Annotated in this window: 11 protein-coding genes, 1 pseudogene and 1 riboswitch; of the genes and pseudogenes, 4 read left to right on the top strand and 8 right to left on the bottom strand. The window is 69.7% G+C overall.

The window, feature by feature from the left end; translation table 11 throughout:
• Window positions 1-114: 114 nt before the first annotated feature.
• Together ACIRQH_RS04285 and ACIRQH_RS04280 are read right to left on the bottom strand one after the other, a co-directional pair.
• Complete coding sequence (locus ACIRQH_RS04285; protein ID WP_241539850.1) at window positions 115-357, bottom strand: response regulator transcription factor; 243 nt, start codon at window positions 355-357, stop codon at window positions 115-117.
• 354 nt (window positions 358-711) lie between these two features.
• Window positions 712-948 (bottom strand): hypothetical protein, encoded by a 237-nt coding sequence (locus tag ACIRQH_RS04280; protein WP_404224144.1) that lies wholly within the window; start codon window positions 946-948, stop codon window positions 712-714.
• A 249-nt stretch (window positions 949-1,197) separates the two neighbouring features.
• Here ACIRQH_RS04280 and ACIRQH_RS04275 point away from each other — a divergent pair, with 249 nt between their 5' ends.
• Both ACIRQH_RS04275 and ACIRQH_RS04270 read left to right on the top strand, forming a co-directional pair.
• Complete coding sequence (locus tag ACIRQH_RS04275) at window positions 1,198-2,139, top strand: LuxR C-terminal-related transcriptional regulator (protein ID WP_388877277.1); 942 nt, start codon at window positions 1,198-1,200, stop codon at window positions 2,137-2,139.
• A 373-nt stretch (window positions 2,140-2,512) separates the two neighbouring features.
• Window positions 2,513-3,031, top strand: a complete 519-nt coding sequence (locus ACIRQH_RS04270; RefSeq protein ID WP_358822558.1) for a hypothetical protein — start codon at window positions 2,513-2,515, stop codon at window positions 3,029-3,031.
• Between the two features lie 345 nt (window positions 3,032-3,376).
• Here the strand turns inward: ACIRQH_RS04270 and ACIRQH_RS04265 are convergent, their stop codons facing one another.
• From ACIRQH_RS04265 to ACIRQH_RS04250, 4 genes and pseudogenes are all read right to left on the bottom strand, one after another.
• The gene (locus tag ACIRQH_RS04265) at window positions 3,377-4,366 is read right to left on the bottom strand and encodes a hypothetical protein (RefSeq protein WP_388931406.1); all 990 of its coding nucleotides are present in this window, start codon (window positions 4,364-4,366) and stop codon (window positions 3,377-3,379) included.
• Between the two features lie 451 nt (window positions 4,367-4,817).
• Window positions 4,818-5,036 (bottom strand): annotated as a pseudogene (locus ACIRQH_RS04260) (aminoglycoside phosphotransferase family protein); the annotation flags it as partial.
• A gap of 18 nt (window positions 5,037-5,054) precedes the next feature.
• Entirely contained in the window at window positions 5,055-5,921 is an 867-nt protein-coding gene (locus ACIRQH_RS04255) for a bifunctional 5,10-methylenetetrahydrofolate dehydrogenase/5,10-methenyltetrahydrofolate cyclohydrolase (protein WP_404224141.1), read from the bottom strand.
• Between the two features lie 21 nt (window positions 5,922-5,942).
• A riboswitch (ZMP/ZTP riboswitch) is annotated at window positions 5,943-6,028 on the bottom strand.
• An 87-nt stretch (window positions 6,029-6,115) separates the two neighbouring features.
• The gene (locus tag ACIRQH_RS04250; protein ID WP_404224139.1) at window positions 6,116-7,144 is read right to left on the bottom strand and encodes a saccharopine dehydrogenase family protein; all 1,029 of its coding nucleotides are present in this window, start codon (window positions 7,142-7,144) and stop codon (window positions 6,116-6,118) included.
• A gap of 109 nt (window positions 7,145-7,253) precedes the next feature.
• Between ACIRQH_RS04250 and ACIRQH_RS04245 the strand changes: the two genes are divergently transcribed.
• Window positions 7,254-8,222: a helix-turn-helix domain-containing protein gene (locus ACIRQH_RS04245; protein WP_404224137.1), complete on the top strand. Its 969-nt coding sequence runs from the start codon at window positions 7,254-7,256 to the stop codon at window positions 8,220-8,222.
• A 301-nt stretch (window positions 8,223-8,523) separates the two neighbouring features.
• On the opposite strand, the gene ACIRQH_RS04240 is transcribed toward ACIRQH_RS04245, so the two are convergent.
• Window positions 8,524-9,732 (bottom strand): FAD-dependent oxidoreductase, encoded by a 1,209-nt coding sequence (locus ACIRQH_RS04240; RefSeq protein WP_388931399.1) that lies wholly within the window; start codon window positions 9,730-9,732, stop codon window positions 8,524-8,526.
• Entirely contained in the window at window positions 9,729-10,190 is a 462-nt protein-coding gene (locus ACIRQH_RS04235) for a hypothetical protein (RefSeq protein ID WP_388931396.1), read from the bottom strand. Before ACIRQH_RS04235 ends, ACIRQH_RS04240 begins: the two co-directional genes overlap by 4 nt.
• 97 nt (window positions 10,191-10,287) lie before the next feature.
• Here ACIRQH_RS04235 and ACIRQH_RS04230 point away from each other — a divergent pair, with 97 nt between their 5' ends.
• Window positions 10,288-10,902: a PadR family transcriptional regulator gene (locus ACIRQH_RS04230; RefSeq protein ID WP_404224134.1), complete on the top strand. Its 615-nt coding sequence runs from the start codon at window positions 10,288-10,290 to the stop codon at window positions 10,900-10,902.
• The last annotated feature ends 922 nt before the right edge of the window (window positions 10,903-11,824 follow it).

Here is an 11,824-nt window from a genome sequence, read left to right as displayed (position 1 = left end):
GGTGGGGGGGGGGGGGGGGGGGGGGGGGGGGGGGGGGGGGGGCCCCCCCGGGGGGGGGGGGGGGGGGGGGGGGGCCCCCCCCCCCGGCCCCCTCCGCCGTCGTTCGGACGGAGTTCACACCTGCGTCATGCCGAAGTCGTGCCGACGCGAGACCTGAAGCGCTAGAACCATCAGATGCGCGCGATTGCTGACTCCCGCCTTTCCCCGGATTCTGCGCAGATAAGTGTCCACCGTGTGCGGGCTGAGATTCATTCTCCGCGCGATGGAGGAATAGGTGTGACCCTCGGCGAGGTAGCCCAGAACTTCGAGCTCGCGGTCGCTGAGGAGTTCCAGGATTTCGACGGCGAACGGACTCACGCGTGTGCCTTTCATGGGGGGTGAGGGCCATGGGGCGGGCTCCCCGGTGCTCCAGGGAGGGTGGAGCCGGTTCGGTCGCCGTCACGCGGCGGCCCCGGCTGCTGAATCGCCGGTCAGGCCGCACCTGTGTGCCCTCCGCGCGCCGTCGAGCAGGGCGTCGGTCGCACGGGCTAGTCTGAAGCGTGTGTTCGGATATCGACACGGTGGGGGCGCGGCCGCAGTGCTGACCGGACGCCCGGACCGCGAACGGCGCGTGGAGCAGCGGTTATTACCCGTTCCAGGCGCGCTCGCAGGGTCCTCGCTCTTGCTCCCGGGGGCCGTCTCGGGCCCGCCGGGTCACGCGTGCGGGGAGGTTCAGGCGGCCGTGTGGTTGCCGGCCGTGAGCCGTTCGGTCGTGGCGGTGGTGGTGGGGTCGTTGATGACGCGGCCGCCCCAGCCGCTGTCGCCGTCCGTGTTGCCGTCCGTGGCTACCGATGCCGTGGCCGCGGTGCGGGCCGGTGTCGCCGACGAGGCCTGGGCGGTCCCGATAACTCCGCCGAAAGCGATGGACGCGGCGGCGAGGGCAATGGTGGCGGCGCGGAAGGACTTCATTCTGGGCACTCCTGTATTTGAATTCTGGACGGATTCGGGGATTCCGTTGCGGCGGTTTCTCCGTTGCCCCAAGACTCTCGTGCCGTACGTGGTCCTGACTACCGATCACGGTGCTCACCAAGCTGCCTCGCAGCAAAACGAACAGGGGACGAAGTGTTCATAGCGGACGAAAGTAGGGCATTCGAACCGCCCGTGCGACCGAACGAAAGGGAAATCGCCCTCTATAGATGGGTCGCCAGGAACGAGCGGATGGACCCCGACCGGGCCGCACGGGAACTGGGCCTCGGCCGCGACGAGGTCGACGCCGCCATCGTCTCCCTCACCGAACTGGGCCTCATGAAGGCCGACCCGGACGACCCGAGCCGGCTGCGACCGGTCGACCCGGACCTGGTGGCCGCCGTGGTGACGACCACGATGGAAGCGGAGATCCGCACCCAGCAGGCCGAACTGCACCGCATCCGCGACCAGTTCGCCGACCTGCGCGGCCACTACCTGGACAGCATCAGCCGCGGGTCCGTCGGCCTCGAGGTCATTCCCCGCCTGGAGGAGGTCAGGGCGGCCCTCAACCGCGCCTCCGAGGAGTGCGCCGAGGAGATGCTCACCAGTCAGCCCGGCGGCAACCGCGTTCCCGAGGTGCTCCAGGAGGCGCTCGCCCGCGACAGCGCCATGCTCGGCCGGGGCGTCCGCATGCGCACGCTCTACCACCACACCGCACGCTTCAACGGCCCCAGCCAGGCCTACGTCTCCATGGTGTCCTCCCTCGGCGCCGAGTACCGCACCGCGCACGAACTGTTCGGCCGCCTGATCGTCTTCGACCGCAAGGTCGCCTTCATCCCCGAACGCGGCGGCACCTGGGGCGCGGTGGTCATCAGGGAACCGTCGGTCGTGAGTTACCTCTGCGAGGTCTTCGAGCAGGCGTGGATGCAGGCCGCGCCGTTCTCCGACGCCGCGACCGACGGACTCGAACTCGTCGCCAAGGACATCGACCGCACCATCGCCCGGCTGCTCGCGGCCGGGCTGAAGGACGAGACGATCGCTCGCCGCATCGGCATGTCCCTGCGCACCGCGCGCAAGCACATCGCCGACATCATGGAGACGCTCGGCGCCGAAAGCCGCTTCCAGGCCGGGGTGTTGGCGGCACGGGCCGGACTCCTCGACGACGACACGGAGGGCGTGCCCACTCCCGGCTGAGCGGCCCCGCACCGGCGTACGCAGGTCCGGCGGAAGGGGCCGCGACGGGCCGTGGCCCCTGCGGTACCGTGATCCCGGGACTGCCGCACCACCGGCCCGGTCCGAGAGAGTTCCTGCAAACCGCAGGGACGAGGACCGGTCCGACGACGCCGCCCATCCCTGCGGCCATGTGGCGGAAGAACAGCAGATCTGTCCTTCCCGGATGTTCCGTGCACGAAGGACGGGCCCTCCGCGCACGAACGACACCGCATGTGGGCACCGGTCCGGCTCGACGCCGCGCACGTGTCCCACCCGCGGGCGACGGCGCGGTCGGCGGCCTCACGTGCGTCGCGGCACGCCGGAGGGTCTGCGCCAACGGGAGCGGGAGCACGACGTGGACTTCGAATCGACCTCGGTCACGGGCAGAGCCGGCCTGGACCTCTTCGTCAGGGATGTGGCCCTGTGCCTGTCCGTCAACCGGGACAGGACACCCGCCCTCGTCTGGCCGGAGGGCATCGAGGCGGTGGTGGCCGCAGCCCGCGAGACCCCACCCCTCGGCACGCCGCCGCCCTCACTCGAAGTGCGCCCCGAGGCGACGGAACTGACGACACGTCTGGGCACCCTCCTCGGCTGCACGGTCGTCAGCTCGTCCGTCGCCCTCGCCCTGGGCGCCCGGCACACCGACACCACCACGGAGACCGACCTGGTCCTCCTCCCGGTCCACGGAAGCTGCGGCGGCCGCGTCGAACCGACCCACCCCACACAGTCGTCCCCCCGACCACAACACACCCTGGAACTCCGCCTACGCGTAGGCGAGGTCCTCTACCTCCCCCGCGGCTACACGTACACCCTGAACGACGTCCACACCCCCTGCACCCTGCAGATCCTGGCCCTGCACCCGCCGGCGTGGTGACCGGGGCGGAGCGGCCGGCGCCGGCCGACGCGATGCCGGCGCCGACAGGTGCGTATGCGGGGCGACGGGGGAGGGGGTGAGACCCGGCCCGCCTCGCCTTGCCGCGCGACCGGAACCCGGCCCTGCGCCCCGCGCTGCGGCCGCTCGTCGACGACCGGGATCACGACGAGGACGCCCGACGTCTGCGTGCGTCGTGTCGCGCGAGCTTGGGGAAGCCGGGTGGTCGCACCGGACCGTCACAGCACCAACCTGCCCTCCAACGAACAGGCCTGCTACGCCGGCCAGAGTTCTTGCCAGGGCAGCATCGGGGTGCTCCTGGTGAACGGTTTTCCTCAACGGCCGGGTTCACAGGCGGCGGTCCGCTCGCTCGGCGGACTGCTGGGCGTTGTCGGGGACGCGCACCTGCCTGCGGTCACCGCGTACCAGCAGCCGCATGATCTCCGCCCCTGTCAGCACGGCCGTGACGTGCAGTGCCACGGCGACCACGGCGCTCTCCGGGTAGTTGACGTCACTCGGGTGCGACAGCGTCACGTACACGGTGGCCGGCAGCCTCCAGCCGCTCCACGCGAACATCGAGCCCGACCCGAGCCACGCCAGCGCAAGCAGGAGCGGATACGGCAGCCGATTCGGCCGACGTCGGATGAGAGCCAGGATCGCGGCGGAGGCGGCGAGAGCCCAGCACGCGCTGACGCCGACCAGCACATGCCAGCCGGCCGGCCGCTCATCGCGGTGCGCGATGCCCACGGGGCCGCCGGCTGCCCAGTAGAGCCAGACCAAGCCGGTCACGGCGCTGGTCACAACAGGCCACAGCGGTCCCGCGGAAGTGCGGGGGTCGGTTCGCTCCGACCGGCGCAGCGCGTGGGGCCAGCGCCGCCGCAGATAGGTGGGGAGCGCGATGGCCAGCGCGATCCCGGTTCCCACGAAGCTGCACTGGAGCAGCGCCGCTTCCCAGCCCGGCATCGCCGCGTCCCCTCCCGAGTTCCCCGACCCTCCCGAACTGTCCGTCCCCGAGCTCACAAACGCGCTGACGAGCACGAACGGCAAGATCGACACCAAGAACCCTGAGCCGACCCAGGCGAGGAACCCCACCAGCCAGCCGGGGATCCGCATGCCCCACGGCCGCACCAGCGCCAGCCCCAGCGCGATCCCGGCCGAAGCCATGCCGATCGTGACGGTGTTGAGCACCAGCCACTCGCCCAGACTGAACCCCCGCCCGATCGGCAGCAGCCGCAGCAACGATCCGACCACCCACGTCACCTTGATCAGCAGATACGGCACGAGGGCCGCCGCCGCCCCGTATGCCGCCGCACGCCCGATCCGATCCCAACGCTCCACCGGGTCTCCCTCCACCAGGTCTCCCTCCGCCGGGGCCATCGTCCGGCGCGCGCTCACCGCTCCGCATCAACCCCCGGGCGCACCTCGCTCCCCCGCTGGGCTGACTTGCCCCTCCACCCTGCGGGCCACCCCAGGTGCGCACCCCGGCCCGCAGGGGTGGCTGTTTGGGCTGGGGTGCTGGCGGGCCCGGCACTCGGGAGGGTGGAGTCGGCGTCGTGCAGCCCGCGCCGTCGGCGTGTCGAGCGGACAATCGGCTGGACCAAGCGTGCCCGCCGCGACGCGTGGGACTACGAATGGCTCTCGCAGCACAGTGAAGCCCATCTGACCTGGGCACTCGTCACACTCATGACCCGGTGGCTCACCCGCAAAGGACCCCGCGCCGACAGCTGGACGAGAAAGACAGGATCCTCCAGCTGACCGTTTGCTGCTCGGGCGAGCTCAGGCGGAGCGATCAGCCGAAGCGGCGGAACAGCTCTTCGAGGTAGTCCTCCAGCCTGCTTGTGAGCAGGGCCGAAGCCAGGTCGTCGCGTCCCAGTTCCCGCCAGGGCGCCGCGACCCTCTCGGCATCCGGGGCGAACGCGAGCGCATCCAGGATGCGCCAGTACAGGTGAGCGGCCGGGTCATCGCTCAGCGTGCCCCCGGAAGCCAGATAGCGATCAGCCAGCCGCACGGGCTGCTGGTCCGGAGGTCAGTGTTCCTGAATTCCTAGCTGGATCGCGGCGGCTTCCACGGTCTGTGCGAGCAGGACGGCGATGGTCATCGGCCCAACTCCGCCGGGCACCGGGGTGATCAGACGGGCGCGGGTGAGGGCGGTGTCGAAGTCGACGTCGCCGACGTTGCCCGGGTTGTAGCCGGCGTCGATCACCACCGCGCCCGGCTTGATGTCCTCACCCCGGATCAATCGAGGCCGTCCCACGGCCGCTACGACAATGTCCGCTTCCCGGACCATCACTGACAGGTCAGCCGTGCGGGAGTGGCAGTAGGTCACCGTCGCATCCTGGGCGAGCAGGAGCATCCCGACGGGTTTGCCGAGAATCGCGCTGCGACCTACCACGACGGCGTGCTTGCCGGCGAGGCCGACGTCGTACTCCTTCAGCAGCCGCATGATTCCGCCCGGAGTGCAGGAGACGTAGCCCGGCAGCGCGAAGCTCATCGCGGCGAAGGAGTGCGTCGTGACCCCGTCGACATCCTTCTCCGGGGCGATCGCTTCGAACGCCGCTCGCTCGTCGATGTGCGGACCGCAAGGATGTTGGAGCAGGATGCCGTGCACTTCCGGATCGTTGGACAAGCCGGCGAGGGTGGCGATCAGTTCGGCAGTCGTGGTGGCCGCGGGCAGAGTGATGTGCCGAGACCGGATACCAGCCTTCGCGCATCGCGCCTGTTTCATACGGACATACGTGACCGAAGCGGGGTCCTCTCCGACCAGCACCGTCGCCAGACAGGGACTGATCCCCGTGCGCTGTGAGATCCTCGCCGCCTCGGCAGCGGCTTCTTCGACCATGCGTCCGGCTAGGCCGGTGCCGTCCATGAGCTGAGCCGTCTGAGTCGGGGACATCGTCGCCTCCAGGCGTTGCTGACCACTCGCCCAGGCGCACGGCATCGACATCTCGTCAGGCCGCTCCCCGGTGGTGCTCCACCTCAGCGCCAGTCACGGTCCGCTCGCCACTGTAGTAGACGCCGCATGCTCACACCGCTCGGCATCCTCGGCCGGGAAGCGGCTTACGAAGGCCCACCCCCTCGCTGCTGACGTCAGTGCAGTTCGACGGTGATGTGCGGGGAGAGCGCGTCCAGGAAGTCGTGTGCTGCGAAGAGTTGGCCGGCGGAGGCCACGCCGCTCGTGCGTGTCTGTCCGGTCAGGATGCGGTGGACGGCTTCGACGGCGAGGGGGGCGGTGACGGCATAGATGTCCTGACCGCCGGCCACAGCGCGCCGTTCGGTGTCGCCGGAGCGTACGACGACGTCGACGAGGAAGGTCTGCGCTGAGCGTCCGTCCCTATCAACGCCGGTGGGGGTTGGTGTGGCCGGGGCCGCGACACCGGTCGCCGCCGCCGTCGTCATGTAGGTGCGGATCTCGGGGATGGACAGATGGCTCGGGATGGTGACGACGTCGGCCATCGTGAACTCGGCGACGACGGCCTGCGGCCCCATCGGGTCGGGGAAAGGCCATTGCACGGTGGGCAGTTCGTCGGTGTGGTACTCCAACTGCCCGTTCGTGAAGCGCACCCGGCGGCCGCCACGCCGCTCGGCGGAGACCTTGCCCGCAACCCGCGTCCCCTCAGTGGGCTCCCAGCTGTTGAGCCCGTAGGCGATGTGCGCCTCGTCGGCCTTGGTCCAGTCGCCCATCGCGGCGGTGACGAGCAGGTCGCCGAGGCCGCCGTAGAAGGCCATCGCGGGGACGATCACCGTGCCGGCATCGCGGGCCCGGTCCGCGAAGTTCGTGAATGTGTCGGCGTTGGCCTCGATCTCGGCCGCCACATCCACGTAGGGGATCCCGGCCCGCAGGGCCGCCTCGATGACCGGGGCGGAGGTGGTGGCGAAGGGGCCCGCGCAGTTGACTACCGCTACTGCACCGGTCAGCGCGTCATCGAGCGAATCCGGATCGGTTACGGATGCCGGACGCACATCGAGGTCGGGATACGCCTTCGCCAGCACGTTGAGCTTGTCGGTGTCGCGCCCGGACAGGATGGGGACGAATCCGCGCTCCAGCAGGTGTGCCACCACGAACTTGCCGGTGTGCCCGTATGCGCCGTACACCGTGACGGCCTGACCCGTTGTCATGACTTTCTCCTGTGTTCGAAGCGACCAATCGCCTGGCTGCGAGCATCCTGCCCTGATCGAGTCGTCAATCGTGAGCGGCTGGAACGACATGGTCCATACACTTTCGGACATGAGATCTGTCGCGCTGGCCGTCACCGACGGGATGCTGCACTTCGAACTGTCCGTTGCCTACGAGGTCTTCGGTTCCGCGCCGGCCGCCGTCGCCGTCCCCTGGTACGACCTCACTGTCTGCGGGACCGGCACCGTGTCCTTCGGCCCCTTCAGCCTGGATCCCGGACGTGGCCTTCATCATCTCCAGTTCGCCGACACGGTGATCGTCCCGGGCTGGGCGGACACCGACGTGGACCCACCCGCGGACCTCATCGAGGCGGTGCGGGCCGCCCGCGAGGCGGGCGCTCGCATGGTCTCCCTGTGTACGGGCGCGTTCGTCCTGGCTGCTGCGGGCATCCTCAACGGGAAGCGTGCCACCACGCATTGGGCGCACACCGACGCCCTGGCCGCCCGTTACCCCGAGGTCGAGGTCGACCCTGACGTCCTCTATGTGGACAACGGCGACGTGCTCACCTCCGCAGGGAAGGCCGCAGCACTCGATCTGTGCCTGCATCTCGTCCGTCTCGACCACGGCTCCGCCGTCGCCAACACCACCGCCCGCCGCCTGGTCGTCCCCCCACACCGCTCCGGTGGCCAAGCCCAGTTCGTCACCGCACCCATACCCGACCAGGACGACCACCCCCTCACCAAACTGCTGCCCTGGACGATCGAACGGCTCGATCAGCCATTGACCGTGGAGGACCTCGCCCGCCAGGCTCGGATGAGTTCTCGGCACCTGGGCCGCCACTTCCGTGCCGCGACGGGTACCACCCCTCTCCAGTGGCTGCTCGCCCAACGGATCCGTCTCGCCCAGGAACTTCTGGAGGAGACGGAGGAGAGCATCGACGCCATCGCGACCGCCACCGGCATGGGCACCGCGACCACTTTGCGTCGGCACTTCAATCGCACGCTCGGCGTTCCCCCGGACGCCTACCGCCGCACATTTCGCACCCGGGGCGACCACGGAGGAGGAACTGGCAGGCCGTGACGGTCGAGCGAGACATGGCGGGCTCCTGGCGGCGGTAGGAGGACGGTCGGCCGGGCCGCCGGACTGGCAGACCGGGCCGCTGCATCAGCGGCCTGCCCTTGTGGGCGGGTGGAGGGGCCGTTGCGGCGTGTTCGGCAGCGTAGCCACGGGCGTGCTCAAGCCACGTCGCAGGGGGAGGGGCGTACGGCTGCTGCGCGGTCACTGCCCGGGTCACTGGAGCGGTGCGCCCGATGTGGGCCAGGAGACCCATCCGTGTGGGCACCAGCCCGTTTCGGCGTCGTGGCCGAGGACGGGCTGGAGTTCACGTGAGGGGGACTGCCTTCGACGCCCAGTCGATGTGGTGGTCGAACTGCCAAGCCATCTTTTCCGGGTTGATCAACTTCATTGTCGTCGGCATCACGAGGTCGCGCAGTACGCGGCCGACCGGGCCCGCGGTCTTGTTGCTGTTCGTGCGGGCGCCGAGCTTGATGATGCGATCGACGCGGGAGCGGCGCAGTTGTTCGTACGCGGCAAAGGCCTGGTTGTAGGGCAGGTCCCTCAGGCAGCGTGCCAGTTCGACGGCGCTTTCGGCGGCGATGGAGGCGCCTTGCCCGGAGCTGGACGAGGCGGCGTGGGCGGCATCGCCGATGAGGACCGTGCGGCCGCGGGTCCAGGTCGCGACGTTCGGCATGTTCTCCATCGGGCCGGTGATGAGGAACTGGCCGACAGGGGTGTGGCTGATCATCTCGAGGGCCGGCGTTCGATCGTCGGCGAAGGCGTTCAGCAGGGTGCGCTTCCACTCCTTCGCGCCGACCGCCTGAGCCTCGGTGACTGTCATCGGGGCGCGGTGGGGCAGGTTCACGAACCACACCGCCGAGGAGTCGTCGAAGACCTGGTAGCCGAAGAACGCGCGCTTGCCGAAGCACATGTACATGATGCCGTCGGTGGAGGGCATCTCCGACTGGTGCATCCGCGCTCCGAAGCAGACCAGGCCGGCGTAGTTCGGCTCTGCTGCGGCCGGGTCGATCAGCGAGCGGACCGTGGAGCGGATGCCGTCGGCGCCGACGAGGACATCGGCACTCGCGTGCGTACCGTCCGCGAAGTGCGCCGTAATGCCGGAGGCGGTGTCCGTCGTGCCGGTCAGCCGTTTGCCGTGGTGGATGGGGACGGAGCGGCGCTTGGCCTCGTCGTAGAGCGCGCGGTAGAGGTCGGCGCGCCAGACGAACTGCAGGGACGGGAGGCGGGAGGGCGGGGCGAACTGAGCGAGGTGCTTGCCCGTCCAGCTCCGTAGCCCCATGGCGGTGACCGGTGTGCCGATGGCGCGGACGAGGTCGCCCGCGCCGATCGCGGCGAGGGCGTCCTGTCCGTTCGGGGCGATGGTCATGCCGCCTCCGGCCCCATCGGCCGTGGAGTCGTACGCCTCGTGGACGGTGGCCTCGATACCTGCCTGGCGAAGGGCCATCGCGGCGACCGGACCCGCGATGCCGCCGCCGATGACGAGCGCGGTGCGGACTTTGCCGATGCCCGTCATGACTGGTGCCCCCTGGCCGGGTCGTCGATCGTCGTCACGTCGCCGCTCTTGTATGCGCGGCGCAGATCCTGGACGTAAGCACGGGAGAACATCGCGGAGAGAATCGCGATGCCGCCGCGCTGGACGCGGATCTCGCTGTTCGTCACGGAGCCGGACAGACGGACACGGCGGCCGGCCGCCGTACCGCGGGTGGACGGATGCGGAGAGCCCTTGATCTTGCCGCGGGCGGTCCATTCCAGGTTCCAGTGGTCGATGGCGGTGTCGTCGTCGACGAGCAGTTTGACCATGGCTCGGTCCATGTCGAGGTGGATCTCGATGTCGTCGGGGAGGTTGGGGGAGCGGAGGTCGAGGACGGCCGCGCCATGGCGTGCCTTGATCTCGAACTGGTCGGCCTCCGTCCAGTTGCCGAGGTGTTTGACGAGGCCGTGGTCGGAGTGGATGCGCTCGGTGAGGGACATCTCGGTGGTTCCTTCCGGGGTGGGGTGGCGATGCTTCGATAGTTGCACTGAAACTAGTTTCGCGTCAACTAGTCTTCCTGGGGCTAATATCGAGTCCATGGCCAACTCCGCTCCCCGCAGCTCCCCCCTCGCCCTGACCGTCCTGGCCCTGCTGCACTACAAGCCGCTGCACCCGTACGGCATCCAGCGGCTGGTCAAGGACTGGGGCAAGGAGCAGGTCGTCAACGTCAGGCAGCGAGCGAGCCTCTACCGCACGATCGAGCGACTCAACGGGGAGGGGCTGATCGCGGTCCGCGAGACCGGGCGCGATCAGCAGTACCCCGAGCGGACCGTCTACGAAGTCACCGACGCAGGGCGCGACACCGCCCGCGCCTGGTTGGACGAGATGCTCTCCGCCCCCAAGCAGGAGTTCCCGGAGTTCCCGGCCGCCCTCTCGAATCTGCTGCTGCTCACGCCCGGAGAGGTGGCGGACCTGCTGCAACGGCGGGCCGACGCCCTCGCGGAGCAACTCGACGGCCTGCAAACGGCCCTGGCGGCGGAGGCGGAGCGGGGACTGCCGCGCGTCACCCGCCTGGAGACCGAGTACCTGCGGGCGGTGACGGCCGCGGAGCTGGATTGGGCGCGCGCGGTGGTCGAGGACCTGCGAGCCGGCGGCCTCTCATGGTCGAAGGAGCAGTTGGACGCCGTCGCGGAGGGGCCGGTACAGGACTGAGCCCCGCGAGCCGTCAGGGGACCGCCTGCAGCGTCGCGTGTTCGCGGGGCACGCGCCGGTGGGCACATCCGCTGGATCCGCTGCTGCCCGGCTCATTGCTGTACACCGGCGTCCTCGGGCTCGGGAAGGCCAGGCCACCCACGGAATCGTCGATCCAAGGCGCGCAGTCGCAAGCGCACTTGCACTTGCCGCCGAGGTCGGCCTCGCTGAACAGGTCGGCCGAATGTTGTCTGCACAGGGTGACGGACGACCAGTTTCACAAACTCGGCGCCAGACAGTGGCGCAGCGGATCGGCGCGAGGGTTCCGGCATGTCCTGATGGACACCCGTGGACTACGACGGCGCTGAGAAACGCGACGCTATGACAACGGACGCCCACCCCGGTCCTGTTCACCACCGCGAAGCCGGAAGATCAACGGGCCGTACCCAGAGCAGGTCCGACGGCGGTGCGGTTACGGTCACCGCCAACCACGGTAGACCCGCCACGCCGGCTACAGGCCCCCGAACCGGCGCAGCAGGCGCAGGCCGGGGCGGGTGACGGCATTCGGCGCGGTACCTCCCTGCCAGGCAGGGAGGTACCGCCAGTACCGGGAGTGACCGTGCCCTCCGCGCCAACGTGACCAGCGGTTTCCTGGAAGACACCGGGAGCGCACCGGGAGCTCGAAGCCGAAGCCGAAGCCGAAGCCGAAGCCGAAGCCGAAGCCACTGGACCTGCCGACCGCGTCGGCGGTGCCGCCCGGGCTCGGTCCCCTCGATCTGGCTCCGGAGTCTTCACCTCATGTCGCTGCCGGCTTCGTCCGCACCACACGGCGGTGTTGTCACCTGGCACCGGGGACTTCCCGGTCGGCCCTGGCGGCAGCACTGCTGTCTTCTTGGATTCGAGATCGGCATCGTCCTACGGCAATTCCCCGCGGATCGGCGGT

It is taken from the genome of Streptomyces sp. NPDC102279, assembly GCF_044766365.1.
GTDB lineage: Bacteria > Actinomycetota > Actinomycetes > Streptomycetales > Streptomycetaceae > Streptomyces.
This window is presented reverse-complemented; position numbering and strand designations above follow the sequence as displayed.